Here is a 25,386-nt window from a genome sequence, read left to right as displayed (position 1 = left end):
GGTTCGATGGCTCCAGCACAGCGGGCGGGGCACCCGGATCGAAGACATGGCTACTGAGGATGCAACCGGCTTGCACAACCTGCAAACATCCGTCACGCTCAAACTCCCGCCATCGATGGATGGAGGTGACCGTTTGAGCGCTCGCACCGCCTGGGCCACGATGCCGGCCGTCATAGCGGCGGCCAGTCGTGGCGAATTCGGCACAGTCCTCCGAACCGCCCGCGTGGCTGCAGGCTTGACTCTGCAGGACGCCGCGAAGCTCGCTGGCGTCTCCGCCTCGACGCTTAGCCGGATGGAGACCAAGCCGCATCGCACCTGGGACGTGCGCGACCTTCGCCGTCTCGCTGAGGTGTTCGCTATCCCTGCGCACCTGTTCGGACTGTCGCGACCGATCTTTGACACGAGCGCCGCTAGCCTGAGCACAGGTGTCGATGAGGATGGTGATCCGATGCGACGACGCGACCTGCTCGCGACGACCGCCGCTGTGGTGACCGGCGCGGCTGTGCTGCCCCTGGATCAGCGAGCCGTGGCCCAGGGCATGTCCGAGACCATCGAGGATGTGCTCTTCGGCCGTACCACCGCCGCACCGATTCCGGGCAACCAGCTCGCCGCACAAATCGCTGCAGCCCGTGCGGACTTCCGCGCCACGCGTTACAGTCAGCTCGCTCGCCGCCTACCGCGGCTGCTTGCCCAGTCCGTTGCCGGTCGCGACGCGGCCAACACCACCGATGCACCGCGGGCGGCCGGCCACCTTGCAGACGCCTACAACCTGGCCACGCAGCTCCTGATCAAGCTGCACGACAACGGGATGGCATGGGCCACCGCGGACCGGGCCGTTCAGGCTGCCCACTCATGTAACGACCCAATGGTGCTCGCTGACGCGCGCCGCCTGGCGGCAACTGTAATGCGGCGCACACACCACCACCGCGCCGGCGCACAGCGGCTGATGCTCGACGCCGCCCGTCAGTTGCACTCCGACACCGGCCTGGCGAGCGCCGGAACGGCCGCGATGTATGGACAGTTGATTGCTGCTGCCTCCTACACAGCCGCTCTATGCGACGACCGAGACACCGCTTGGACGCTACTCACCGAGACTGAGGACGCAGCGCGCCGAGTAGGCGCCACACACGACGAGCGATTCAACCCCCTCGAACTGGCTGTCTACAAGATCAGTGTGTCGCGCGTTCTAGGCGACTTCGGAATCGCCATCGACTACGCCCGCTTGGTCGATCCCACCCGCATCGCCTCCCCAGAACGTCGCGCCCGCTACTGGGAAGACACCGCTCTGGCCCTGCTCGGCCGTGGCCGGCCAGAGGCGGCATTTCAGGCACTTGTCGCTGCCGACCGCGATACGCCGCAGGAAGTCCGATTCCGGCCCTGGGCACAGCAGCTCACTCGTGATCTGCTATCCGGCTCCCGCCACAACAGCGTTCCAGGTCTGCGCGAGTTCGCGGCGCGCACTGGCGTTGTCTGAGCCTCTGCCCGAGTCCGCGTTTCTCCATGCGTCGTCGGCATAAGTCGGCGTCAATCGACCGTACTGGTCCTGTTGGGGTCCTAGAGCCGACTGCTGGCATGCCCACAAGTCGCCAGATCTGAACGAGGCAATGGGTTTGGACCGGTGAGACGGGCGTGAGATCGCTGCGAGATGTCGGGGGCGCAGTGTGCATGGCTTGGATAGGTGGGGATGTGGCTGGAGGAGGGGCCCGCGGGGTTTGGCGATGTTGATGGGGTGGGTGGGGACTACTTTGTGCGGTTCTTGGATGCGCGGCGGTGGCTGGGGGGAGTTGGAGGTCAAGTGCCTGATCTTGGAGCTGCTGGACGTGCAGGTGGGGATGAGGGTGCTCGACGTGGGGCTGGGCACTGGTGTGGATGCGGTCGAGATCGCGGAGATGGTTGGGGTGGGCGGGCGCGTTGTCGGGCTGGATGTGAGTGCGGCGATGGTCGCTGAGGCTCGGAGGCGTGTGGCGGGGAGCGGGTTGGCGGTGGAGGTTGTCGAGGGGGATGCGGGGGGCTCGCGTTCGGGGACGCGACGTTCGATCGGTGCGGGGCGGAGCGGGTGTTGATGGCGATGCGGGATCGGGAGAGCGCCCTACGCGAGATGGTGCGGGTGACACGGCCTGGGGGTGGTCGTGGTGTCGGAGGTCGATGCCGGGCGTCTTCCTCAATGGGTCGGATCGCGCACTGACCACCGAGTTGGTCCGCGGGTTCGCGGATGAGTTGGCGACACCGGATGCGGGGCGGCGGTTGCCGCGCATGTTGATGAAGGCCGGCCTTCACGACGTGCGCCTGCGCGCAACGGTTATCCAGAACACCGTCGCCCTCCTGCGCATGCTCCTGGGCACCCGCCTGGACCAGCTGATCGACGACACCGAGGCTTTCTGGGCCGAGCTCGAGGAAGGCGAGCGGAAAGGGCGGCTCTGCTCTGGCGTCGTCTGCTTTGCGGTGGCCGGGCGCAAGCAGGCTCTGACGCCCGTGCGGTGGACTGGTGGGGGTTTACGCTCTCGGGTCTGGCGAGAGGTGAGGTGGGTGTGGTGGTTTCCCGGGATGAGGCGGGGGAGTTGGCGGGGCGGGCTGCGGAGCAGTTGATGTGGGCTCGGCAGGCGGCTGGGTACGCGGCTGATTTTGCGAATCAGGCCGATGAGATGGTGCGCGGGGTCGAGGACGGCATCGTCGAGCTGAACCACCAGCCTGAGGACGGGCGGCAGGCTCTGGCGCCTGACGTGGACGCGCGGGTTGCGCGGGATCGGGCCAAGGATCTGTGGAAGGACGTGTTCCGGGCGGATGTGCGGCTCCTGAAGATTCGGGAGAATCTCGAGCGGAGCGCCGCCTGTCTCGCGGCCGGCCGGAAACTGCTCGAGCAGGCCGGTGACCTGCCCGATCAGAGGAATGAGCAGTTGCGGGGGCGGCTGGAGAAGCTCGAGGGCACGGTGAAGTCCGCGATGGAGGGTGTGGACGCGGGCAGCCGGCGGATTTCTGCCGCGCTCGACCAGCTCGACCGGGTGGTCAATCGACGGCCGGGTACGGACGTCTACCAGGTGCTGACCGCGGACGATATTCGTGAGGTCGCTGCGCAGGTCGAGGGTGAGGTCAGGACCGCGGGCGACAGCGTCGAGGAGTTGCGCGCAAAGATCCGGGAGGCCAGGAAGGGGGCCTATGGGGCCGCTCGGGACAGTTCCGACCTCGCCAAGGCCATCCGGGCCGGCACGAACCCGACACCCCAATCAGCTCAGCAGAAGCGGGCCACCGCCGGTGAGCAGGACCGCCGGCAGCGGCCCGACGGGCCCGCGCAGACCCTTGACCGCTGACCTGGGAGCAACCGGCAGCGTCAGCGGTGGATGGTGTAGTCGGATTGGGTGAAGCCGGCTTTGAGGGTCCGGGTGGCGTTGTGGGTGAGAGCGATGTCGGAGTCGAGGTCGCCGAACAGCCGGATGCCGGTGCCGAGCAGGACGGGGGCGGTGGTGATGGTGAGCTCGTTCAGGAGGCCGGCGCGGAGGAAGGTCTGGATGACACGGGCGCCGTCGGTGTAGACGCGCTTGGCGCCGCGGTCGTTCAGGGTCTCGATCAGGGCGTCGAGGGTCCGGTGCACGATGATGCGCTCGTCGGCGTCCGGGTCGAGGGTGGTGCTGAGCACCTCGACCTGCTTGCCCTCGTACGGCCAGAAGTCGAAGCTGAGCACCTTCTCGTAGGTGTTCCGGCCGAGTACGACGGTGTCGACCGACGCCATGAACTCGTCGTACCCGGTGTCGCCGGCCTGTTCGCCGCGCGTGGTGAGCCAGTCGATGGACCCGTCCGGCCGCGCGATGTACCCGTCGAGACTGGTGGCGATGAAAACAGCCGCGTGGAAACTCACGAAGACATTTTTCCACGCGGCCGCAACAACTCCCAGGACTAGCCCTTCAGCCCGGTCTGGGCGAGGCCCTCGACGAACTGGCGTTGGGCCAGCACGAAGATGACCAGGACCGGGAGCGCGGACAGCGTTGCCGCTGCCAGTTGGGTGTTCCACATCGGGCCGCCGTAGGCGTCGACGTACTGTGTCAGCGCCTGCGGGATGGTGAACTTCTCCTTGCTGGACAGGAACACGATCGGCTCCAGGTACAGGTTCCAGCTGTGCAGGAAGGTGAAGATCGAGACCGCGCCGATCGCCGGGCGGGCCAGTGGCAGGCAGACCCGCCAGAACAGGCCGAACCGGCCGAGGCCGTCCACCCGGCCGGCCTCCTCCAGCTCACCGGGCAGCGTGATGAAGAACTGCCGCATGATGAAGGTGGCCAGCACGCTCGGCGCCCCGAGCGCCGGGACCAGGATCAGCGGCCAGTGGGTGTCCACCAGGCCGAGCGTGTCGAACATCCGGTACAGCGGGATGATCGTCACCTCGTTCGGCACCAGCAGCCCGGTCAGCACGATCACGAAGACCACGCCGGCGCCCCGGAACCGGATCCGCGCGAACGCGTACCCGGCCAGCGCGGACACCGCCAGCGTCAGGATCGTCACCGCCAGGGCGATGTAGAGACTGTTCACGTACTGCCGCCCGAACGGCTGGAGCTCGAACACCTGCCGGTACGCGTCCAGCGTCGGCGACCCCGGCAGCAACGACGGCGGGAACGCGAAGATCTCGGTCACCGGCTTCACCGAGGTCGTCGCCATCCACCAGATCGGGAACACGAACGGCACGCAGCACACCAGAAGTACGCCGTACACGAGCACCTTGACCTTAGGACTCATGGAACACCCACCTCCGGCGCATCCGCCACTGGATCACCGTGAGCACGAGCACGATGCCGAACAGCAGCAACGCGAGCGCCGAGCCGTACCCGAAGTGATGGAACTGGAACGCCTGCTGATACAGGTAGTACACGAGCACTGTCGTCGACGTCCCCGGACCGCCCTGGGTCAGTACGGCGATCTGCGCGAACACCTGCAGCGACCCGACGATCGTCAGGATCATCGTGAGCAGGATGGTCGGGCTGATCAGCGGCAGCGTCACCCGCCGGAACCGGGCCCACGCGGACGCACCGTCGATCTTGGCGGCCTCGTAGAGCTCGGCCGGCACGCCCTGCAACGCGGCCAGGAACAGCACCATGTTCAGCCCGACGTTCTTGAACAGCTGGACCACGATCACCGAGACCATCGCCGTACCACCCGAGCGCAACCAGTTCGGCCCGTCGATGCCGAAGACGTCGAGGAAGGCGTTCACCCCGCCGTTGTCCTGCAGCAGGAACCCCCACACGATCGTCCACGCGACCAGCGTCACCACGACCGGTGAGAAGAACAGCGTCCGGAAGACGACTGTGCCGCGCAGCTTCTGGTTCAGCAGTACGGCGAGGAACAACGCCAGACTGAGGTTCAGCACGACGAGCCCCGCCGAGAACAAACCCGTTGCCCGGAGCACCGGCCCGAGCTGCTTGTCGTCAGCCAGAGCGGTGTAGTTGTCGGCCCCGACGAAGGTGAAGGAACCGGCCAGCACGTTCCACTCGTGCACGCTGTACCAGACGACCAGCCCGAGCGGCACGATGACGAAGGCAACGATCCCGGCGAGCTGCGGCGCGACCATCAGCCAACCGGCCAACTCGTCGCGCCGCCGCATCGTCCAGTACGGCGCTTTGTCCGCCGGCGCCACCGACGCGGCCGGCTTCTCCAGCAACAGTGTCATTTCGCCAGCAGCGGGTTGATCTTCGAGCACACGTCCGACAGCACGGTCTTCACGTCCGCGTCCGGCTTCCACAGCGGGTCGAGCGCGGCCCGGACGGTCTGCTGCAGTTCGGCGTACCCGGTGTGGCTGGGCTTGATCGTGCCGCGCTCGATGCCCTTGACCACGACACTCTCCAGCTGCGCGGGCTTGAGCAGCGGGTTGGCCTTGGCCAGCGTGGCGGTGGTGAGCTGCGCCTTGCGCGGCGGCGGGAAGAACTGCGCGAGCTTGGCAGAGTTCTCCGCGTTGCTGAAGTAGGCGAGGAACTCCTTCGCCTCGTCGGCGTTCTTGCCCCGCTTCAGCACCCCGATGCCGGCCTGGCCGACGACCGAGTACTCACCGGCCGGACCCTCCGGGAGCGGGACCAGGTCCCACTTGAACTTCGCCTTCTCCAGCAGCGCGGCCCGGCTGATCTGAGTCAGCACCATCGCCGAGTCGCCGGCGTAGAAGTCCTTCGTCACGCCCGGACCCGGCATGCCCTTGTCGGTGAAGACCAGCTTGTGGACGAACGTCATCGCGTCCACCATCGCCGGCTGGTCGAACTGGCAGCTCTTGCCGTCCTCGCTCCACGGCCGCGCACCCCAGCCGGCCCAGATCGCGTTCAGCGTGTCCCAGCCCTTGAAGTCGAAGTCGCCGACCACGAGCCCGCCTTTGCCCTTGGCCTGTACGGCGGCCGCGGTCTTGGCGGCCTCCTCCCAGGTCCACGTCCCGGCCGCGATCTGCTGCGCCGGCGTCGGTCGCCCGGCCGCCGTCACCAGGTCGGTGTTGACGAAGACGCCCAGCGGCGAGGTGGAGAACGGGTAGGCGTACAGCTTGCCGTCCTTCTCCCAGTTGGCGGTCGTGCTCGGCAGCAGGTCGGCGTCCTTGTCGATCTCCTCGAGCGCGCCGGAGCTGACGAAGTCGGGGGCGGTGCTCTCGAAGATCCAGGCCAGGTCCGGGACGTTGCCGCCGCCGATCTGCGTGGTCAGCGTGGTGGTGTAGCTCTCGAACGGGATCGCCTCGAAGGTGATCTTGCCGACCTCCGGGTGGTCCTTCTTGTAGTCGGCGGCGATCTGGTCGAACAGCGCCAGGTGCTTGGCGTTCGCACTCCAGATCGTCATTCGCAGGTCGACCGGTCCCTCCCCGGAGGATCCGGAGGAGCCGGAGCCCCCGCCGCAGGCGGTCAGCAGCACCGCGGCAGTGGCGGCCGCGGTCAGCGCGCGTAGCTTCATGAGTCCTCCATCAGTAGCCGGTGACGTCCGGCCAGCCGAGTTCGATGCCCTGAGCAACCAGACGGGCCTGGAACTCGCCGAGCAGGGCGGGAGTGTTGCGGACCGCGCGCGGGCTGACGCCACGGTCCAAGCAGAAGGCGGCGAGCAGGCCGGCGGCCTCGCCGATGTTCCACTCGACCGGGTGCAACCGGTAGCAGCCGTTGGTGATGTGAGTGGTGCCGAGGTTCTTGTTCGCCGGCAGCAGGTTCTCCACCCGGCGCGGGATCAGCGCCCCGAGCGGGATCCGGAACGGGCTGCTGGCCACGTCGATGTAGTTGTCCCCGCCGGTCGACGGGTGCAGGTCGATCCGGTACATCCCGACGCCGACGCTGTCGCCGTACTCGACGGCGCCGCGATCGCCGCGGACCGCGACCGACAGGTCCTGCTCGACGATCGTGTACTCGGCCTTGATCCGCCGGGACTCCCGGATGTACGGCGCCTGCGCGAGACCGTCCGTACCGAGCAGGTCGCCGCGCAGCCGCAGCCCGGGGAAACCGACGCCGCCATCGGAACGCGGGGCCTCGGTCTGCAGCCAGTAGAGCACCGCCAGCGAGAGCTCCTTCGCCGCGTCGAGGTGCTTGGCCGCGTCCGGTACGTCGATGACCGGGCCCTCGAAGTAGTCGATCATCGGCCAGTTCACCAGGCAGATGTCGCTCTCGTACGCGCCCGGCTCGAAGTGCCGGCGGGCCGCGATCCGGCGGAAGGTCCACAGGTTCGTGTCGCCGCCGGTCCGGCGCTGGTCCGCGACTACCGCGAGCGGGTCGTCGTCGGGATTCGGCGTGAACGTCCGCACCGAGCTCTCCAGCGTGCGCGGGTTGGGCGCCGTCCAGGACAGCAGCCGGTCACCCCAGAACGCCGGCTGGTAGTTCCGCCAGAACGCGTAGTTGGCCGGCTTGTCGCCGACGTGGTCGCCGTCGACGTGGTCGATCGCGAAGCAGTACGACACCGCCTGCATGTTGAGCGGCTGCGCCTCGGCCGGCGCACTCGGCTCACCCGTCTCGCTCTGCGCCTCGAAGCCGGTCACGTACTCCGTCCCGGTCAGCGGCAGCAGCTCACCGGTCTCGGTCGCGTCCAGGATGTACGGCGCGGTGATCGTCAACTGATCGCCCGCGTCCCGGTGTTCCACGGTCACCGCGGTGACGCGATCGCCGTCGGTGTCGGCGGCGACCGGCCGGAAGGGCTGCAGGACCTGCAGCCGACGGCTGGCCCGGTACGGCGCCAGCATGCTTTCGAGCACCGCGAGCGCGACCCGTGGCTCGTGACAGAGCTTCGACACGTACCCGGCGCCCGGGTTGAGCTGCGTCGCCGCGCGCGACGCCGAGGTCAGCGGGTAGTGCCGGCGGTAGTAGTCGCGGATTCCCTCCCGCAGCGCCCGGTACGACGCGGTGACGCCGAACTGCTCGACCCAGGAGTGCTCGTCCGGCGGCACGGCCTGGCTGGTCAGCTGGCCGCCGAGCCAATCGAACTCCTCGGTCAGGACCACCGAGCGGCCGGCCCGCAGGGCGGCGAGCGCCGCGGCGACTCCGCCGAGACCGCCGCCGACGATCAGTACATCGGTATGCATCTAGACACCTTTCGGTGGTGTGAGAGTGGTTCCGTCGGTGAGTTCGCACGGGAGCAGCAGTTGGCGTTCGGTCGCCGTACCGCTCAGCACGGCCTCCAGCAGCTCGACCGCTTGCAGGCCCATCGCCCGGCGCGGGACGTGGAAGCCGCTGAAGTCGATGTCGCTCTCGGCCGGCCGCGTCGAGTCACCGAGCGCAATGACGGACAAGTCGTGTGGGATGGCGACGCCTCGCTGGGCGGCCGCTTCGGCCAGCGCGACCGCATCCGCCCGCTCCTCGACGAAGACCGCGGTCACCTTGCGGTCGAGCAGGTCGTCGAGCAGGTCGCCGCCGGAGCGGTCGGCCGTCGGAAGGTGTGGCGCGCGGCCGGCCGCCTGCCGGAAGCCCTGCATCCGGTCGGCCGAGGACTCGGCGCCGGCGCCCGGCCCGGCGAAGGCGATCCTGCGGTGGCCGAGCGCCTGGGCCCGTTCCACCACGATCCGCGTCGCGGTGGCGTAGTCGGCGCCGACGTACGGGACCGGGCCGCCGGCGTCGTCGCGACGGCCGACCGAGACGAACGGGTACTCCTCGGCGATCAGCCGGGCCAGCTCGTCGGACGGGATCTGGCGACCGAGGAGCAGGCAGCCGTCCGCGATCCGGAGCCGGTTGTTCTCATGGAAGATCCGCCGCCGGCCCGCCGTCACCGGCGCGCTGGTGAACAGCAGCAGGTCCCAGCCGAGCCGCTCGGCGCGGTCCTCGATGCCGGCCAGGAACGGGTGGTAGAAGTCGCCACTCGCGCTCGGGAACACCGACTCGTAGGTGAACACGCCGAGGATCTGGTTGCGCTGCTTGAGCATCCGCCGGGCCAGCGGGTCGGCCTGGTAGCCGGTCTCCCGGATCACCTTCAGCACCCGGTCCCGGGTCTCGGCCGGGATCCGCGCGGTCGCGTCGCTGCGGTTGTTCAGCACCAGCGACACCGTCGTCTGGCTGACCTTCGCCAGCCGTGCGATGTCGCGCTGGGTGAGTCGTGTGGCTCTGTCCGGCATCCGCTCAATCCTTCGCAGTAATACGCATTGCCAGGGAACCGTAGAACGGCGTTCGAGGGAGCGTCAAGGGTTCGTTCCAGTGGTAATGCGGATTAGCAGCGACGAGGTGTTGACCGGCGCCGATCCGGCGGAGAACACTCGCTGCACTGTCACCCCCTGCCGCCCAGGAGGCCTCCATGCTGAGTCGCCGCCAGTTCACCGGCCTGGCCGCCGGCGCCGTCGCCGGCTCGTTCGTCAGCAGCACCGTCCCCGCCGTTGCGACCGGTGATCGTGATCGCGATCCGGTCCGCTTCCAGTCGGCGTACCCGGCACGGCCGCCGGATCCGACGGCCGTGCTCCTCGGCGCACCCGGTTTCGAGGTGCACGGCGACGGGATCGGCGACGACACCGCCGCCGTCCGCGCCGCGGTCGACGAGGCGTCCCGGCGCGGGATCGCGAACAAACTCGGCGACATCCTCGGCGGCGTCCGCGACTTCCCGCTGGGTGACGGCGGTGGCGTCGTACTCGTCCCACCGGGGACCTACCGGCTGACCGGACCGATCGACGTGCACGACTCGGTGCGGATCATCGGGTACGGCGTCCACCGGCCACGGTTCGTCCTGGCCGACAACAGTCCCGGGTACGCCGGTACCGCCGCACGCGACGTGTTCGCGTTCCGGCGGCGGCCGGTCGGCGGCCCGGTGACGTACGCCAACAACGACACCTTCGGGTCCGGGCTGATCAACCTGGACATCGCGATCGGTGCAGGCAATCCGCGTGCGATCGCGGTCCGGTTCGGTGGCGCGCAGTTGTGCATCCTGCAGGACCTGGACATCGACACCGGCGACGGCTGGGCCGGCATCGACCACAACGCGAACCTCATCCAGCGAGTACGCGTCCGTGGCGGTGCTGTCGGCCTGAATGCGTTCGCCGCCTCGGCCGGGTGGCAGACGACCGTGCTGGACTGCCGCTTCAACGGTCAGCGCGAGACGGCGATCCGGACCAACAACGACGCGAAGCTCGTGCTCGTCCGTACCGTGCTCGCTGACGCGCCACGTGGTGTCGAGTGCGTGCCCGACCAGTTCGTGCACCTCTACCTGCAGGACTGCCTACTCGATGGCCTCACCGACACCGCGGTGCTGATGAACGACAGCGAGCTGTTGCCAGGCGCAACGAATCCGCTGATCCGGAACAGCAACCAGCTGAACCTGGTGGACAGCGTGGTACGCCGGACCCCGACCCTCCTGACCCGTGCGCAGAGCGGAACACGCACGCCCGGCCGCGATGGCGCCGTACGCGAGCTGACCTACGGCCTGCGGATCGCGCACGCGTTGACCGCACGCGAGAGCCGGACCGACGGCGTGCAGCTGTCGTACGACGGGCATCGGGACGTGTCCGACATGCTCCGGTCCGACGTGCCCGACCTCCCGCCGGTGTCGACCTGGGTGAGCATCGCCGACGTCGCCGCGCGGATGGGACGGACCGTGGGCAGCGGGACGGCGGACGATCTGGCCGTCTTCCAGGCTGCCGTCGATCGCCACGAGACCGTCTTCGTGCCGATCGGCGAGTACCTGCTGTCCGGCACGCTTCGGCTTCGGAAGCACTCCAACCTGATCGGGCTCCACCCGCGGCAGACCTGGTTGCGGACCCCGGACGGCACGCCGTACTTCGGAGATCCGCGCCGGCCGAAGGCGTTGGTCGAGACGCCGCCCAGCGGCTGCAACATCGTCATCGGGCTCGGCCTCGACACAGCCCGGAACACCGCGGGCTCGGTCAATGTCAGCTGGCAGTCGGGCAGTGGCTCGTACCTCGCGGACATCACCACCCAGTTCGTGAAGTGGCACCCGGAGGAGGTCGCGAGCGGCGATCCGGGCTACACCTACAAAGGCATCCACAAGTACGGCGTGTGGGTGCGCGGTGGTGGCGGAGTCCTGTCGAACGTCTGGAGCGCCAACGGCTGGGCGGACAACGGCCTGCTGGTCGAGCACTCGACCGTCCCGACCCGGGTCTACGAGGTCTCCGTCGAGCACCACCAGCACCGCGAGGTCGTCCTGCGGCACGTCGCGAACTGGGAGTTCCTCGGCCTGCAGACCGAGGACCACATCTACGGCTGGCAGTCCCAGGCCGTCGAACTGGACCACTGCCGCGACCTGCTCTTCGGCAACTCCGTCTTCTTCCGCGTAGCCACGGTCCTCGGCCCTTCGCCCTACGGCGTCGGCCTCCGGGACTCGCGCAACGTCGTCTTCCGCGGCAACCGCGGCTACCGCGACAAGACCCCCGAGTTCACCCAGTGGGGCGCCACAGCCGCCGACATACGCACCGGCCGAACGGTGCCCGACCCAGAGTTCGCCGTACTGGCGATCCGAGACTGAATCTGGAGGACGACTTTGAAACGCCGTTCTGTTTTGATTGGTGCCGCGGTGGCGCCGTTGGTTGGGAGTTTGCCGGGGCGGGCCAGCGCTGTCGGGCTGCCGCCGGTTGCGGGGCTGGCGGCTGGGCTGCCGGAGCGCGGGTTGTTCGCGCCGGGGGACCAGCGGTTCGCGGGGTACCTGAGGATTCTCGCGCCGATGGCCAACGACATCGTGGACACGACGCCGTACGGGTTCATGGGCGGTGGGTGGTGGCGGACGCCGGCCCAGCCGTTCAACTCGCGGGTGCAGGAGCACGTGTTCACGCTCAGTTGGTTCTACGCCAACCGCCGTACCTGGAATCCGTACCACCGCGACCCCGCGTTGCTCGGCCGGCTCGACGCGGCGATCGAGCACTACCTGAACCTGCAGAATCCGGACGGGTCCTGGCCGGAGTACGCGCCGGCCGAGCGTGGCAAGGCGTCGAGCGGTTTCGGTCTCGGCTACCTGGCCAAGACGCTGGCCAACCTCCGCCAGGCCGATGCGCTGCCGAGCCGTCGTACTCAGCTGGAAGTTGCCCTGCGCAAGGGAGTCGACTGGTACCTGGACCCGGCCAACCGCGTGGTCTGGGACGACCCCTTCCAGTACACGAACCAGGCCGTCGCCGGAGTGGCCGGCTCCGCCCTCACCCTCCGGCTGCTGCCCGACCACGCCCGATGGCAACGGCTGCAGGAACGCATCCGGTTCGTCGCCAAGTGGTCGCAGAGCCCGGCCGGGTTCTTCTACGACCCGCGCGGGATGGACATCAACTACAACTTCGAGGTGATGCTGCCGGAGATGGCCGAGCTCTACCTGCTCACCCGGAACCCGTTGCTGGTCTCGATGACCCGCCGGTTCACCGAGTGGTTCGGCTACAACCTGCTGCGTGAACCGGACGGCTCCGGCTGGCTCACCTACTACGCCGTGTCCGACCGCACCGCGACCGCGTACTACGACGACGCGATCCCGGATCCCGACCGGACCATCCTCGGCTCGCACTTCGTCCCCGCCGTACCGGATCTCGCGGCGTTCTTCACCAGCCGCGAGGACAAGGCGGCACTCAGGACGGCCTGGGCCGAGGACCCGGCGCCGGTGCCGGCGTTGGCGAAGCAGGACACGTCGCCGCGCATCATCGCGCACGCCCCGTACGGCGAGACGCTGCCGACCCGGGCCTCGAAGCGGACCGCGATCGCGCGCATCCCGTACCTGCGCAAGGACGACTTCACCGAGCTTCGCCGCGACGAGGTGGAGAACCAGGACTACCTCTACGTACGACGTCCCGGCTACTACGTCGGCGCGTTCTTCGGGACCCGGCCGGGGAGCGCGGTCAGGGCCGGGACCGGCTTCCTCTGGCACCCGGCGGCCGGCACCGTGATCCACGCGCAGCAGACGTCGACGGGTTGCTGGGCGACGGTCCGCGGCGGAAAGGCCGATGCCGAGAGCAACCTCATCGCCGAGTACCCGTCGAACGACCTGGTCCGCTACCGCACTCCCGACGGCTCATTGGCGACTGACCTGATCTTCGGCCCGGGCACCGTCACCCGCCGGGTCACCGCGACCACAGCCGCCACCGAACAGATCCCGCTCGTCCTCCAACCGGGTGACGAGGTCGCCTTCTCGGACGGCACCGTCGTGCCCTACAACCAGACTCGGACGGCGACGGCCGACTCGCTGACGATCCGGCGCGGGCAGACGACCATCACCATAAGTTGGTCTGCCGGCCGGACCGCAACGATCAGCACGTCGACCCGCACCTACCTCCGCGACCAGCGCCGCCGGGTCCACGTCCTCCGCATCCCCCACGACGGCAGGCTCGAGACGACCGTGCGTACGACGGGGTGAGCAATCCAGGGGTCCGGTAGGGATCGTCCGGATGCCACAGTTGCCGTCACCGCATAGCGTTCAGGCATGAAGGCAGTTGTGCAGGACCGCTACGGTGCGCCGGACGTGCTGCAGATCCGGGAGACCGCCCGGCCCGACGTCACCGGGAACCAGGTGCTCGTCGCGGTCCGGGCGGCGTCGGTCAACGCGCGGGACTGGCACGTGATGCGCGGTGATCCGTTGATCGCCCGGCTGATGGACCCGGCCGCGTTCGGGCTCCGGGCGCCCAAAGGGGTCCTGGGCACCGACTTCGCCGGCGTGGTCGAGGCGGTCGGGCCGGACGTACGACGGTTGAAGCCCGGCGACGAGGTGTACGGCGAGTCGCCCGGAGCCTTCGCCGAGTACGTCGCCGCGCCGGAGACCGTGGTCGACCAGAAGCCGGCCAACCTGACCTTCGAGCAGGCGGCCGCGATCCCACTCGCGGCGAACACCGCGCTGATCGGGCTGCGCAACGTGGCGCAACTGAAGCCGGGGCAGTCGCTGCTGATCAACGGCGCGTCCGGTGGCGTCGGGACGTTCGCCGTACAGATCGCCAACGCGCTGGACGCCGAGGTGACCGCGGTCTGCAGCACCAAGAACGTCGACCTGCTCCGGTCGCTCGGCGCCAAGGAGATCGTCGACTACACGCGGGACGACTTCACCCGGCAGCGGTACGACGTCGTCCTCGACCTGGTGGGAAACCGGTCCCTCGGCGACCTCAGGCGTGCGCTGACACCGGGCGGGACACTCATCCTGTCCGGCGGCGGAGTGTCCCGCGGCGGCAGCGTGGTCGGGCCGGTCGGCCTGATCCTGCGCGGCGTGCTGGTGTCCCGCTTCGTGAGCCACCGGATCGTCACCTTCGACGCGCAGCCGAGCGCGGACAACCTCGGGACGCTCCGATCGATGGCCGAGCACAGGCAACTGCTCCCGGCCATCGATCGCACCTACGCGCTGGCCGACATCGCCGAGGCGATTCGGTACGTCGAGACCGAGCACGCTCGCGCGAAGGTGATCATCACCGTCTAGGACGTCCGCAGCTGCAAGGTCTGGCGGCCGGGGATACGACCGGTGAGGTAGACCCGCTGACCGTCGGGGGTCAGGCTCCCGCCGAGGTAGGTGTAGCGCTCGCCCGGGTCCATGGTGACCCGGGCGGCGCCGTTGCCGGGGCCGAACTCGATCCGGTCGGAGCCGACGGTGTAGGAGCCGGTCCCGGACACGAGTTGGTAGTTGCCCGCGGTTCCCAACGCCTCCACGCCGGCCAGCGTTCCGCCGTTCCGGAAGCAGAGCTCGATCGCGTACGCCGTCTCGTCGCCGTCGAACTCGAAGGACAGGTCCCAGCCGTTGCCGACCTCGACGATCGTGACCTCGGTCCGCAGCGTGCGGTACTGCTGCGGGCGGTGCGGGAAGTCCATCGACGCGTAGAACCGGCCGTCCAGCGTGAGCGCGTACAACCCGTCCTCCCGCCGGTACCGCTTCGGCAGCGGCAGGTGGTACGGCACCTTCACCTCCTGCGCCAGCTTGTAGGTCCGCGGCCCGGTCCGGCGCATGCCGTCACTGCGGAAGTGGCCGGTGCTGAAGAACTGCGGTGAGAGCCGGACCGAGTCGAGGATCGCGGCGCCGTTGCGGAGCTTGAAGAACGTCGGGTTGGTGGACAACCCGGACGCGATCACCGGGATGTCGTGGAAGTCCGTGCCGCCGAAGACGCTCGCGGTCCTGGTCCCGCGCCGGATCCGGGCCGACGCCTGCGACGGGAAGTGCTGCGCGAAGTCCGTCGGCGCCGGCTTCGGAGTGGGCAGCACGGCCGCGATCTCGGGTCGTTCCAGCACCTCGGCCAGGAAGTCGCCGATCTCCCCGGTCCCACGCTGCTCGATGCTCTTGGCAACCGTCGAGAAGCGTCCGTCGCCGGTGTGCAGGGCGAGCTCGCGGAACTGGGTCAGGTACCACCAGACCTCGCGGATCCGGGTCTGGTCCTGCCGCCGGGACGCGATCGTGTCGACCTCGCCGTTCGGCTCGATGAAGTACAGCGTCGCCTCCAGGTTGCGCCGGACGTACTCGAGCAGCTCGGGCTTGTTCCGGGTCCAGGCGATGCCGAGCAGGCAGTGGTTCGTCACCTCGGAGGCGTACGTCGAGCTGCGCTCGCTGTAGATGCCGTCCGGGGTCGCGTCGATGCCCTCGTCGAGCCAGTCGTCGATGCGAGCGGCGTACCGGCGGTCGGGGAACAGGTGGTGGGTCCGCGCCAGCGCGGCCGCGACCTCCCAGCGGTGGTTGGGCGTGTGCACCCCGCCGGCCGCGATCGCCGGCCCGGCCTTGCGCAGTACCTGCTCCAGAATCGCCCGGTGCGGTTTCGTCGCCGCCTGGTCGTCTTCGGCGAGCAGGCCGTAGACCATGCAGACGTCCTGGATCGCGAACGAGCTGTCCGGCGGCGAGTGCAGGTTGCCGACGTCGTACAGACCGTCGTCGTGCTGCCGCGCGGCGAGCTGCTGGCACAGCCAGAGCAGCGGCGCCAGCAGCGAGTCGTCGTGGTGGTACGACGACTTGCCCCAGACGTACCCGGACACTAGTCGGCGGGCCTTGCGAGCCACGGTCCGGACACTGTCGGAAGGGTTCTGCAGGCTGCCGAGCACCAGCGGGATCTGGGCCTGGTTGGCCTTGGTCAGTACGGCGAGAAAGTCTTCGTCCACGGCTGCTACTCCAGCATCGGTCGCCCCGGCCGCGGTGGCCGGGTAGAGGGCGCCGACCGTCAGCGTGGTCAGCGAGCCGGCAAGGAACGTACGACGCTGCATCGATGCCTCCAAGGGATACCGGCAGACCAAGTGAGCTTGGTAAGCGGTTGCCAAATGTCCAGTACTGTGTCCCCGGGACTTTGTCCTGTCAATACTTCGCAGCTGTCCGCATCTGGTCACTGCAGGTGGATCCCAGGTCTTGTGTGAACCGGTTTCCTGGGCTAATTTGACCGGCCAAGGCAAACGCTTTCCGTGGCCCCTGAGGTTTCCGGAGGTAAGAAAGTATGAGTGCGCTGGGCGAGCTCGGCTCGCTCCGGCAGAAGAAACCCGCAGGGCAGAAGAAAGACAATCTCGCTGCGTACCTGTTTCTCGCGCCGTGGCTGCTCGGGCTGTTCCTCATCACCATCGGGCCGATGCTGGCCTCGCTGTACCTGTCGTTCACCGACTACAACCTGATCCAGGCGCCCCAGTGGATCGGGTTCGAGAACTTCACCCGGATGCTGTCCGACGAGCGGCTGCACAACTCGCTGCGCGTCACGTTCACCTACGTGTTCGTCTCGGTCCCGCTGCAGCTGGCCGTCGCGCTGCTGCTCGCCGTCGTCCTCGACCGCGGTGTCCGCGGGATGGCGTTCTACCGCTCGGTGTTCTACCTGCCGTCGCTGCTCGGCTCGAGTGTCGCGATCGCGATCCTGTGGCGCCAGGTGTTCGGCACCGAGGGCCTGCTGAACCAGGTGCTCGCCCTGGTCGGCGTGGAGGGCAAGGGCTGGATCTCCGACCCGAGTACGGCGCTCGGCACGCTGGTGGTGCTGAACGTGTGGACGTTCGGCTCGCCGATGGTGATCTTCCTGGCCGGACTGCGGCAGATCCCGTCGATGTACTACGAGGCCGCGTCGGTGGACGGGGCCGGCACGCTGCGCCGGTTCTTCAGCATCACGCTGCCGCTGCTCACCCCGATCATCTTCTTCAACCTGGTGCTGCAGATCATCCACGCGTTCCAGTCGTTCACCCAGGCGTTCGTCGTCTCCGGGGGCAGCGGCGGTCCGTCGGACTCGACGATGTTCTTCACGCTCTACCTCTACGACCGGGGCTTCGGCAATTTCGACATGGGCTACGCGTCCGCGATGGCGTGGTTCCTGCTCGTGATCATCGGGGTCTTCACCGCGGCGAACTTCCTCGCCTCGAAGTACTGGGTGTTCTATGACGACTGAGACGATGCGCGGCGCGGTCGCCGCCCGCCGGGCCGCCCCGATCAGCTGGGTCCGGATCCGGCCGGTGCTGATCCACCTCGGGCTGGCCGCGGCCGCCCTGGTGATGCTCTACCCGGTGATCTGGATGGTGGTCAGCTCGCTGCGGCCCGGCAACGAGATCTTCCGCGACCCGAGCATCCTGGCCAAGGACCTGCGGATCGAGAACTACCGGATCGGCTGGAACGCGCTGACCGAGCCGTTCACCCGCTACCTGCTGAACTCCGCCGCGGTGGTGCTCGGCAGCGTGCTGGGCAACCTGGTGTCGTGCTCGATGGCGGCGTACGCGTTCGCGCGGCTGGAGTTCGTCGGCAAGAAGTTCTGGTTCGCGATCATGCTGCTCAGCATCATGCTGCCGATCCACGTGGTGATCGTGCCGCAGTACATCCTGTTCTCGCAGGCCGGCTGGATCAACACGTTCCTGCCGCTGATCATCCCGAAGATGCTGGCGACCGACGCCTTCTTCGTATTCCTGATGGTGCAGTTCATCCGGGGCATCCCGCGCGAGCTGGACGAGGCGGCCCGGATCGACGGCTGCGGCCGGGGCGGGATCTTCCTGCGGGTGATCCTGCCGCTGATGGTGCCGGCCCTCGCCACCACCGCGATCTTCACGTTCATCTGGACCTGGAACGACTTCTTCAGCCAGCTGATCTACCTGACCGACCCGAAGATGTACACCGTCCCGGTGGCGCTGCGGTCGTTCGTCGACGCGACAGCGGAGTCGTCCTGGGGCTCGATGTTCGCGATGTCGGTCGTCTCGCTCATCCCGATCTTCCTTGCCTTCCTGCTCGGCCAGCGGTTCCTGATCAAGGGCATCGCGACCACCGGCATCAAGTAACTCCGAAAGGTGCACCTCATGAGGCAGCTCATCCCACCCACCAGGCGCCTGCGCGCCCTGGCCGCTGTCGCGATCGCCACGACTCTGCTGGCGGCGAGTGCCTGCGGCGGTGACTCCGGTGGCAACAGCGGCGGATCCGCGGACGGCAAGGTCACGCTCCGGTTCACCTGGTGGGGTGGCGACACCCGGACCAAGATGACCCAGGCGGCGATCGACGCCTACCAGAAGGACCACCCGAACGTGACGATCAAGGGTGAGTTCGGCGAGTGGTCCGGCTACTGGGACAAGCTCGCCACCACGGTCGCCGCGAACGACGCGCCGGACATCATCCAGATGGACGAGAAGTACCTGCGCGAGTACGCCGACCGCGGCGCGCTGCAGGACCTGAAGAAGTCCGAGGGCCTGGACACCGGCAAGTTCGAGGAGGACACCCTCAAGGCCGGTGAGTTCGACGGCGGGCTGTACGGCCTGAACGCCGGGATCAACTCGTTCGCGATCGTGGCCAACCCGGCGATCTTCAAGGCCGCCGGCGTCGCGCTTCCGGACGACACCAAGTGGACGTGGGACGAGTACACCCAACTCGCCGCCGAGCTCACCACCAAGCTGAAGGGCAAGGGCTGGGGGACCGGCGCGCCCGGCACCAACGAGGCCGCGCTGAACCTGTGGGCCCGCCAGCACGGCGAGTCGCTGTGGACCCAGGACGGCAAGCTCGGCGTCTCGGCCGGCCAGGTGACCGCGTTCTACCAGCAGGTGCTGAAGCTGAAGGACTCGAAGGCGATCCCGTCGGCCGAGTTCATCGCGCAGGACATGAACGCCGCGCTCGACCAGTCCGCGATGGCGACCGGCAAGGTCGCGATGAGCTGGATGTGGAGCAACCAGCTGAACGCGATGAGCAAGGCGGCCGGCACCGAGCTCAAGCTGCTCCGGGTGCCGAGTGTCGAGGGCGACGCGGCCGCGAACGGCTCCTACTACAAGGGCTCGATGTTCTGGTCGATCTCGTCGCGGTCCAAGCACCAGAAGGAAGCGGCCGAGTTCGTGAACTACCTGGCCAACAGCACCACCGCCGGCAACATCCTGCTGGCTGAGCGGGGCGTGCCGCCGAACACCGAGATCCGCTCCGCGGTGACGCCGAAGCTGCAGCCGGCCGACGCCGCCTCGGCGAAGTTCATCCAGGACATCGGCAAGGAGCTCGGCGACCCGTCGCCGGCGCCGCCGGTGGGTGGTGGCCAGGTGGAGAAGATCATCCAGCGCTACACCACCGAGGTGCTGTTCGGCCGGCAGACGCCGGACAAGGCGGCCCAGGGGTTCATCGACGAGATCAACGGGGAGCTCAAGTAAGTGTTGCTAGTGGCAACTGATTGTCGATGACCGCGCCGCGCGTGGCCGTGGCAGGTGTCCACGGTCACGGGGCGTCGCACGTCCGGAACGTGGCGCGGCTGGCGGAGGCCGGCCGCGCCCGCCTGGTGGCGGTTGCCGACCCGCAACCGGCCTCCGGCCTCCCTGCGGACGTCCAGGTGTACGGCGGCCTGGACGAGCTGCTCGCGTCGACCGAGGTCGACGTGGTCATCATCAGCACGCCGATCCAGACCCACGTGCCGCTGGCCGAGCTCGCGATGCGGTCCGGTGCCGACGTACTGCTGGAGAAGCCGCCGACCGCGTCGCTGGCCGAGTTCGAGCAGCTGTCGGCGGTGGTCGCCGAGACCGGTCGGGCCTGCCAGGTCGGGTTTCAGGCACAGGCGTCGGCGGCGACGCTGACGCTTGCGGAGATGGTCGCCGACGGACGGCTCGGTGAGCTCCGTGGCATCAGCGCGGTCGGCAAGTGGGTGCGGAAGGCGAAGTACTTCCAACGGGCACGCTGGGCGGGTCGCCGTACGCTCGACGGGGTCGCGGTGGTGGACGGGGCGGTGACGAACCCGCTCGCGCACTCGACCGCGGCGGCGTTGCTGCTCGACGGGTCGCCCGGCGCGGACGACGTACGGTCGGTGGAGACCGAGCTGTTCCGGGCCAACCCGATCGAGTCGGACGACACGTCCACGGTCCGGATCGTGACCGGCCGGGGTACGACGATCCTGATCGCAGTGACGTTGTGCGCGCCGGAGCATCTCGAGCCGTCGGTGATCGTGCACGGCTCCGAAGGGCACGCCGTACTGCGGTACGCCTCCGACACGCTGGAGCTGCCGGACGGAACCGTGACGAAGTACGCGCGGGAAGACCTCTTGGAGAACCTGCTCGCCCATCGCGCCGATCCCGCCGTCCCGCTGTACTGCCCGCTGTCCGCGACCGGTGGCTTCACCAAAGTCGTCGAGGCGGTCCGGGTGGCGGAGCCGCCGGCCGAGATCCCGGACGGGCTGGTGCGGTGGGAAGGCGAAGGACTCGAGCGCCGGCCGATCGTTCTCGACGTCGAGAAGTGGGTCGACCGGGCCTCGGACGAGCTTGCCCTGTTCAGCGAGCTCGGGGCGCCCTGGAGTATCCGACAATCACGGGAGAGTTGATGTCTCAGCACCTCGGCTGCAACCACGCCGTCGGCCGGTCGATCCAGGTCACGGCGGGAGACAGCGAGTTGTTCACCTACGTCTACCGGGCGACCGATCGGCAGCTGGAGTCGCCGCGGCCCTACCTGCACCCGATCCGGACGCTGGGCGGCGACCTGATCAGTGTGTTCCGGCCGCACGACCACGTCTGGCACAAGGGCCTGACCTGGTCACTGCCGCACTTCGGGCACGAGAACTTCTGGGGCGGGCCGACGTTCTCCAAGGAGACCGGCTACCAGCAGCTGGACAACAACGGCTCGATGGACCACGACCGGATCGACGCGCTCGACGTGTCCGACGACCTGGTCCGGTTCGCCCACCACCTGTCCTGGCGGACGCAGGCCGGCGACCACGTCGTCGACGAGGCCCGGTCGCTGACCACGCGCTTCTCCGACGACGGCTGGGTGCTGGCCTACGAGACCGCGATGACGAACGTCTCCGGCGAGACGATCCAGATCGGCAGCCCGACCACGGCCGGCCGCGAGAACGCCGGGTACGGCGGCCTGTTCTGGCGCGGACCGCGCTCCTTCACCAACGGCACTGTGCTCGCCCCGCAGGGCAAGGGCGGCGACGAGCTGCGCGGCCAGAAGGCCGCCTGGATGGGCTTCAGCGGCAAGCACGACAACAACGACCGCGCTTCGACGATCATCATCGCCGACGCCACCGACAACGTCCGCCACCCACCCCAGTGGTTCGTCCGCTCCGAAGACTTCGCCGCCGTCTGCCCCGCCCCCTTCTTCTCCGAAGAACTCCCCTTCGCCCCCGGCTCCACCCTCCGCCTCCGCTACGCCGTCCTGGTAGCCGACGGACCCTCGGACAACGATCGAGCCTCGGGGCTGGCGGCTCAAGCACAGAAGGCCCTCGCCGCGGGGTAACGAGATGCGGACCGCCACGCCATCACAATGACCACCCCGCCGGAGGGCTGAGCGCGCCGCCGGTGCTGGACCGCCAATTGTGATGGCCTGGCGGTCCACCACCACAGTCCGCCCCTCCGGCTCGCGTGCGCGCTGCGAAGGGCTGCCTAAGTCGCTTAGGGTCGGGGTATGTCGGAGCCGGTGCTGGAGATTCCGTTCGAGGATGCTTTTCAGTTCGATCCGTCGCCCACGTTCGCGGAGTTGCGGGAGCACCGGCCGGTGGCGCGGGTGCGGACGCTCGCCGGGGCCGAGGTGTGGCTGGTGACCCGGTACGACGACGTGCGGATGGTGCTCGCGGATCCGCGGTTCTCGCGGGCCGCGGTGGTGAAGCAGGGCGCACCGCGGGTCGCGCTGGCCAAGCCGATGCCGAACAGCCTGACCACGACCGACCCGCCGGAGCACACCCGGCTGCGGAAGCTGGTGTCGTCGACGTTCGCGCACCGCCGGATCGAGCGGACCCGGCCGTGGGTCGCGGAGCTGTCGGCGCAGCTCGCCGAGGACGTGGCACGGGCCGGCGACGGCGCGGACATCCGGCAGTTGGTCGCGTTGCCCCTGCCGATCCAGGTGATCTGCCAGCTGCTCGGCGTACCGTACGGGGACCGGGAGCAGTTCCGGGAGTGGACCGAGCTCGGCTACAGCATGCGGATGGCGGAGAAGGATCTCGTCGAGAACGCGATGACGAGCCTGACCGCGTACATCGAGGACCTGGTCACCAAGAAGCTGGCGAACACCGACCAGCCGGCCGAGGACCTCCTCGACGAACTCGTCCGGGCCCGCGAGGAAGGCGACCGGCTCAGTCAGGACGAGCTGATCGCGTTCGGGGTGAACCTGCTGGTGGCCGGCCACGAGACCTCGGCGAACCAGATCTCGAGCTGCGTCGCGACCCTGCTGCGCTGGCCGGAGAACTGGGCCAAGCTGGTCGCGAACCCCGACCTGGTGCCGTCGGCGATCGAGGAGCTGCTGCGGTTCAACCGCTTCAGCGAGGTCGGGCAGCTGCGCGTCGCCGTCGAGGACGTCGAGCTGCACGGCGTCCGGATCAAGGCCGGCGAAGGCGTGATGGCGGCGCTGAACTCGGCCAACCGGGACCCGCGCGCGTACGACGAGCCCGACGAGCTGCGGCTGGACCGCAAGGACAACAAGCACCTGTCGTTCGGCTTCGGACCGCACTTCTGTCTCGGCGCCCAGCTGGCGCGGATCGAGCTGCAGGAGTCACTGCTGGCCCTGGTACGGCGCTTCCCGCGGATGAGCCTGGCCAAGCCGGCCGAGGACCTCGAACGGCGCCGGGTGCTGGTCAGCGGTCTCGCCGAGCTGCCGGTGAACCTCGGCCTCAGAGGCTGAGGTCCACCGGCAGCCGATCGATCAGTTCTGCGAGGCGAACACGACCCCGTGTTCGGTCTCGTACTGCTCGATGAACCGGGCCGCCATCGGCTCGCTCGACGCGATCGCGTCGGCCAGCGTCTTCGCGGTGCGCTCACGACCGGCCGGCCAATCCGAGAGCAGCGCGTACGCACGCATCCGCTTCTTCTCCAGCGCGGTCGGCTCCGGCTGGTCCGCGGCCGGCTTGTCGTCCTCGGTCTTCTCGGCCTTCGGCACCAGGACCGGCTCCGGATCCGGGAGGACCTGCTCGACCTTGGGCGTGGTGATCAGGGCCGGCGGCTGGGTATCGGTGGTGTCCGCGAACGGCGACGGCGGCTGCGGCTTCTGCACCAGCGGCTCGGCCTTCGGCTGCGGCGCGAACGGCTTGAGCTTGCTACTCCCGGCCCCGTTCGCGGTGCTGTTCACCGTGCTGTTCACCGAGGACGCCGTCCCGTTCTGGACGACGTGCTGCCGCTCGCCCTCGTCCTCGACGACGACCGCCTCGGCGACCGATTCGTCGCTGTCGGTCTGCTCCACGATCGCCATCAACTCGCCGGTCCAGGCATCCTCGTCGCGCAGCGACACCCCGGTGCTGTCGGCCCGCCGCGGCTGCCCGCCTTCGAGCACCCAGACCGCCGCCGGCACCGGACGCTCCTCGATCTCCGGCGGTGGCGAGATCGCCTTGGTCAGCTTGTTGGTGATGACCTCGTAGTTGATCCGCTCCTCGAGCATCCCGGCCAGCCGGTCCGGGTCGTACGTCGTCTCGGCGATCTTGGCCAGCCGCTCGTCCTGGTGCTCGGACCGGATGTACTCGGCAACGGTCCCGGCGATCGCCTCGCGGCGGCTCCGGTTCCGGATCTGGTGCTGGGCCGCGCGCAGGCTCTCGTACAGGCCGTAGCCGTGCTCGATCGCCAGCGACCGGGCCAGCCAGGTGGTCTTCGGCTCGCGGACCCACTGGATCACGCCGTACACGGGCCCGGTCTCGCGCATCTGCCCGGCGCGGCGCAGCGCGTCGCGGCGGCGGGCCGAGCTGTGGATCAGCCAGAGCACGTACGCGAACGCGGACAGGCCGCCGAAGCCGAAGGCGAGGAACCGCTCCTCCGGCCGCCAGTGCCCGACCACGTTGAAGACGACCGCCACCAGCGCCGCGAAGAACGACATCGCGCGGTAGGCGTAGGCCTGCTCACCCTTGCGCCGGCGCAGGTCGGCCAGAGCCGCGGTGGCGACACCACCGAGCTCGAGCACGGCCACCGCGGGCGTGACGAGGATGATCTTCAGGAACGTCGAGAAGCCGGTCTCCGGCCAGGGGATGTGGGTGACGCCGGCCCAGACCTGACCGACAAGGGCGGCCGCGGCCGCCGTGGCGTAGAAGGCATAGGCGACCTTGTCCGCACCGGTAAGAGGTACGTTCGCCAGTTCGCCAGTACTGGTGTTGCTGGTGTTCTCCTGCAAGACGTGGTCTCCTGACCGGGTTTGGGCTCTCCGGCAGTTCGTCGGTCGGTGGTACGGCAGCCTCCCCCAAAGGGCGCTGCAAGAGGCTACCGGTTTCCGGCCCCGAAAGGGGAGGCGAATCCGGAAACGTAACGAACCTCCCCACTCCACCCGCACTTCACACCTCCGAGTTTTACCTCGTCTTTGTACTCGCCACCCTCCGCTCCCTCACCGACCCCACCACCCTGCCCCCGTACCTAAGCAACCGGTACGGCGGTCACCGCTCGGACGAATCCGTTGAGAGACAGGGGCTTCGACGCATCTTGTCGGGCTGCTCTACCGGAAGTTCGGCGTACTGGTTGCCCGGTTCCACGAAATGGCGGATTCCTATGTGTCCGCATTCCCCGGCGGGCGCCCGACGTGTCACACCAGCTCGACGAACTCGGGCCGCACCTTGCGCCCGCGGAGGAAATCCTGCTCCGAGCCCTGACCGATGCTGTACGGAACAACCTCGCGCAGTACGGTCTCGCCTCCGGCATCCGACGACGAGGCCGCCAATACTTCTCTGACGCGTCAGGAAGATTGCCAGGAAGCCCACAGGAT

General features: G+C 68.6%; 20 protein-coding genes and 1 pseudogene. 13 read left to right on the top strand and 8 right to left on the bottom strand.

Features of this window, described 5'->3' with window-relative positions; all coding sequences use genetic code 11:
* The first annotated feature begins 46 nt into the window (after positions 1 to 46).
* From ACWCOV_RS04765 to ACWCOV_RS04750, 4 genes and pseudogenes are all read left to right on the top strand, one after another.
* Entirely contained in the window at positions 47 to 1,474 is a 1,428-nt protein-coding gene (locus ACWCOV_RS04765; RefSeq protein ID WP_449827868.1) for a helix-turn-helix domain-containing protein, read from the top strand.
* A gap of 244 nt (positions 1,475 to 1,718) precedes the next feature.
* Positions 1,719 to 2,063 carry a methyltransferase domain-containing protein gene (locus ACWCOV_RS04760; RefSeq protein WP_449827993.1) on the top strand — a complete coding sequence of 115 codons (345 nt, stop codon included), beginning with the start codon at positions 1,719 to 1,721 and terminating at the stop codon, positions 2,061 to 2,063.
* Positions 2,024 to 2,185, top strand: a pseudogene (locus ACWCOV_RS04755) (methyltransferase domain-containing protein); the annotation flags it as partial. The gene ACWCOV_RS04760 and the pseudogene ACWCOV_RS04755, both read left to right, overlap by 40 nt.
* A gap of 292 nt (positions 2,186 to 2,477) precedes the next feature.
* Positions 2,478 to 3,305 (top strand): hypothetical protein, encoded by an 828-nt coding sequence (locus ACWCOV_RS04750; RefSeq protein WP_449827867.1) that lies wholly within the window; start codon positions 2,478 to 2,480, stop codon positions 3,303 to 3,305.
* A gap of 20 nt (positions 3,306 to 3,325) precedes the next feature.
* Here the strand turns inward: ACWCOV_RS04750 and ACWCOV_RS04745 are convergent, their stop codons facing one another.
* The 6 genes from ACWCOV_RS04745 to ACWCOV_RS04720 are packed head-to-tail and all read right to left on the bottom strand — an operon-like array spanning position 3,326 to position 9,520.
* Positions 3,326 to 3,850, bottom strand: a complete 525-nt coding sequence (locus ACWCOV_RS04745) for a dihydrofolate reductase family protein (protein ID WP_449827866.1) — start codon at positions 3,848 to 3,850, stop codon at positions 3,326 to 3,328.
* 38 nt (positions 3,851 to 3,888) lie between these two features.
* Complete coding sequence (locus ACWCOV_RS04740; RefSeq protein ID WP_449827865.1) at positions 3,889 to 4,719, bottom strand: carbohydrate ABC transporter permease; 831 nt, start codon at positions 4,717 to 4,719, stop codon at positions 3,889 to 3,891.
* The gene (locus ACWCOV_RS04735) at positions 4,709 to 5,647 is read right to left on the bottom strand and encodes a carbohydrate ABC transporter permease (protein ID WP_449827864.1); all 939 of its coding nucleotides are present in this window, start codon (positions 5,645 to 5,647) and stop codon (positions 4,709 to 4,711) included. The genes ACWCOV_RS04740 and ACWCOV_RS04735 overlap by 11 nt, the downstream gene beginning before the upstream one ends.
* The gene (locus ACWCOV_RS04730) at positions 5,644 to 6,894 is read right to left on the bottom strand and encodes an ABC transporter substrate-binding protein (RefSeq protein WP_449827863.1); all 1,251 of its coding nucleotides are present in this window, start codon (positions 6,892 to 6,894) and stop codon (positions 5,644 to 5,646) included. The genes ACWCOV_RS04735 and ACWCOV_RS04730 overlap by 4 nt, the downstream gene beginning before the upstream one ends.
* A gap of 10 nt (positions 6,895 to 6,904) precedes the next feature.
* Entirely contained in the window at positions 6,905 to 8,497 is a 1,593-nt protein-coding gene (locus ACWCOV_RS04725; protein WP_449827862.1) for an FAD-dependent oxidoreductase, read from the bottom strand.
* Entirely contained in the window at positions 8,498 to 9,520 is a 1,023-nt protein-coding gene (locus ACWCOV_RS04720; protein ID WP_449827861.1) for a LacI family DNA-binding transcriptional regulator, read from the bottom strand.
* A 176-nt stretch (positions 9,521 to 9,696) separates the two neighbouring features.
* Between ACWCOV_RS04720 and ACWCOV_RS04715 the strand changes: the two genes are divergently transcribed.
* From ACWCOV_RS04715 to ACWCOV_RS04705, 3 genes are all read left to right on the top strand, one after another.
* Positions 9,697 to 11,871, top strand: a complete 2,175-nt coding sequence (locus ACWCOV_RS04715; protein ID WP_449827860.1) for a glycosyl hydrolase family 28-related protein — start codon at positions 9,697 to 9,699, stop codon at positions 11,869 to 11,871.
* 48 nt (positions 11,872 to 11,919) lie between these two features.
* On the top strand, positions 11,920 to 13,728 hold the full coding sequence (locus ACWCOV_RS04710) for a hypothetical protein (RefSeq protein ID WP_449827859.1): 1,809 nt from the start codon (positions 11,920 to 11,922) through the stop codon (positions 13,726 to 13,728).
* A gap of 66 nt (positions 13,729 to 13,794) precedes the next feature.
* On the top strand, positions 13,795 to 14,772 hold the full coding sequence (locus ACWCOV_RS04705; protein ID WP_449827858.1) for an NAD(P)-dependent alcohol dehydrogenase: 978 nt from the start codon (positions 13,795 to 13,797) through the stop codon (positions 14,770 to 14,772).
* Here the strand turns inward: ACWCOV_RS04705 and ACWCOV_RS04700 are convergent.
* The gene (locus tag ACWCOV_RS04700) at positions 14,769 to 16,529 is read right to left on the bottom strand and encodes a hypothetical protein (RefSeq protein ID WP_449827857.1); all 1,761 of its coding nucleotides are present in this window, start codon (positions 16,527 to 16,529) and stop codon (positions 14,769 to 14,771) included. The genes ACWCOV_RS04705 and ACWCOV_RS04700 overlap by 4 nt on opposite strands.
* A gap of 224 nt (positions 16,530 to 16,753) precedes the next feature.
* Here ACWCOV_RS04700 and ACWCOV_RS04695 point away from each other — a divergent pair, with 224 nt between their 5' ends.
* From ACWCOV_RS04695 to ACWCOV_RS04670, 6 genes are all read left to right on the top strand, one after another.
* Positions 16,754 to 17,677 (top strand): carbohydrate ABC transporter permease, encoded by a 924-nt coding sequence (locus ACWCOV_RS04695; protein WP_449827856.1) that lies wholly within the window; start codon positions 16,754 to 16,756, stop codon positions 17,675 to 17,677.
* On the top strand, positions 17,667 to 18,551 hold the full coding sequence (locus ACWCOV_RS04690; protein WP_449827855.1) for a carbohydrate ABC transporter permease: 885 nt from the start codon (positions 17,667 to 17,669) through the stop codon (positions 18,549 to 18,551). Before ACWCOV_RS04695 ends, ACWCOV_RS04690 begins: the two co-directional genes overlap by 11 nt.
* An 18-nt stretch (positions 18,552 to 18,569) precedes the next feature.
* Positions 18,570 to 19,889 carry an ABC transporter substrate-binding protein gene (locus ACWCOV_RS04685; RefSeq protein WP_449827854.1) on the top strand — a complete coding sequence of 440 codons (1,320 nt, stop codon included), beginning with the start codon at positions 18,570 to 18,572 and terminating at the stop codon, positions 19,887 to 19,889.
* A gap of 26 nt (positions 19,890 to 19,915) precedes the next feature.
* Positions 19,916 to 21,043, top strand: coding sequence for a Gfo/Idh/MocA family protein (locus ACWCOV_RS04680; protein ID WP_449827853.1), 1,128 nt, complete (start codon positions 19,916 to 19,918; stop codon positions 21,041 to 21,043).
* Positions 21,043 to 21,957, top strand: a complete 915-nt coding sequence (locus tag ACWCOV_RS04675) for a DUF6807 domain-containing protein (RefSeq protein WP_449827852.1) — start codon at positions 21,043 to 21,045, stop codon at positions 21,955 to 21,957. Before ACWCOV_RS04680 ends, ACWCOV_RS04675 begins: the two co-directional genes overlap by 1 nt.
* 168 nt (positions 21,958 to 22,125) lie before the next feature.
* The gene (locus tag ACWCOV_RS04670) at positions 22,126 to 23,334 is read left to right on the top strand and encodes a cytochrome P450 (protein WP_449827851.1); all 1,209 of its coding nucleotides are present in this window, start codon (positions 22,126 to 22,128) and stop codon (positions 23,332 to 23,334) included.
* 21 nt (positions 23,335 to 23,355) lie between these two features.
* Here ACWCOV_RS04670 and ACWCOV_RS04665 read toward each other — a convergent pair whose 3' ends face one another.
* Entirely contained in the window at positions 23,356 to 24,804 is a 1,449-nt protein-coding gene (locus tag ACWCOV_RS04665) for a hypothetical protein (RefSeq protein ID WP_449827850.1), read from the bottom strand.
* Positions 24,805 to 25,386 lie beyond the last annotated feature (582 nt).

The sequence above is a fragment of the Kribbella sp. NPDC002412 genome, assembly GCF_053592935.1.
Note: the sequence above shows the minus strand (reverse complement) of the source record. Positions and strands in the feature narration are given on the sequence as shown.

Coding starts and splice junctions, on each gene's coding strand:
- ACWCOV_RS04765 (WP_449827868.1), top strand. CDS start 47: ATGGCTACTGAGGATGCAACCGGCTTGCACAACCTGCAAACATCCGTC.
- ACWCOV_RS04760 (WP_449827993.1), top strand. CDS start 1,719: ATGTTGATGGGGTGGGTGGGGACTACTTTGTGCGGTTCTTGGATGCGC.
- ACWCOV_RS04740 (WP_449827865.1), bottom strand. CDS start 4,719: ATGAGTCCTAAGGTCAAGGTGCTCGTGTACGGCGTACTTCTGGTGTGC.
- ACWCOV_RS04735 (WP_449827864.1), bottom strand. CDS start 5,647: ATGACACTGTTGCTGGAGAAGCCGGCCGCGTCGGTGGCGCCGGCGGAC.
- ACWCOV_RS04730 (WP_449827863.1), bottom strand. CDS start 6,894: ATGAAGCTACGCGCGCTGACCGCGGCCGCCACTGCCGCGGTGCTGCTG.
- ACWCOV_RS04725 (WP_449827862.1), bottom strand. CDS start 8,497: ATGCATACCGATGTACTGATCGTCGGCGGCGGTCTCGGCGGAGTCGCC.
- ACWCOV_RS04720 (WP_449827861.1), bottom strand. CDS start 9,520: ATGCCGGACAGAGCCACACGACTCACCCAGCGCGACATCGCACGGCTG.
- ACWCOV_RS04715 (WP_449827860.1), top strand. CDS start 9,697: ATGCTGAGTCGCCGCCAGTTCACCGGCCTGGCCGCCGGCGCCGTCGCC.
- ACWCOV_RS04705 (WP_449827858.1), top strand. CDS start 13,795: ATGAAGGCAGTTGTGCAGGACCGCTACGGTGCGCCGGACGTGCTGCAG.
- ACWCOV_RS04700 (WP_449827857.1), bottom strand. CDS start 16,529: ATGCAGCGTCGTACGTTCCTTGCCGGCTCGCTGACCACGCTGACGGTC.
- ACWCOV_RS04695 (WP_449827856.1), top strand. CDS start 16,754: ATGAGTGCGCTGGGCGAGCTCGGCTCGCTCCGGCAGAAGAAACCCGCA.
- ACWCOV_RS04690 (WP_449827855.1), top strand. CDS start 17,667: ATGACGACTGAGACGATGCGCGGCGCGGTCGCCGCCCGCCGGGCCGCC.
- ACWCOV_RS04685 (WP_449827854.1), top strand. CDS start 18,570: ATGAGGCAGCTCATCCCACCCACCAGGCGCCTGCGCGCCCTGGCCGCT.
- ACWCOV_RS04680 (WP_449827853.1), top strand. CDS start 19,916: ATGACCGCGCCGCGCGTGGCCGTGGCAGGTGTCCACGGTCACGGGGCG.
- ACWCOV_RS04675 (WP_449827852.1), top strand. CDS start 21,043: ATGTCTCAGCACCTCGGCTGCAACCACGCCGTCGGCCGGTCGATCCAG.
- ACWCOV_RS04670 (WP_449827851.1), top strand. CDS start 22,126: ATGTCGGAGCCGGTGCTGGAGATTCCGTTCGAGGATGCTTTTCAGTTC.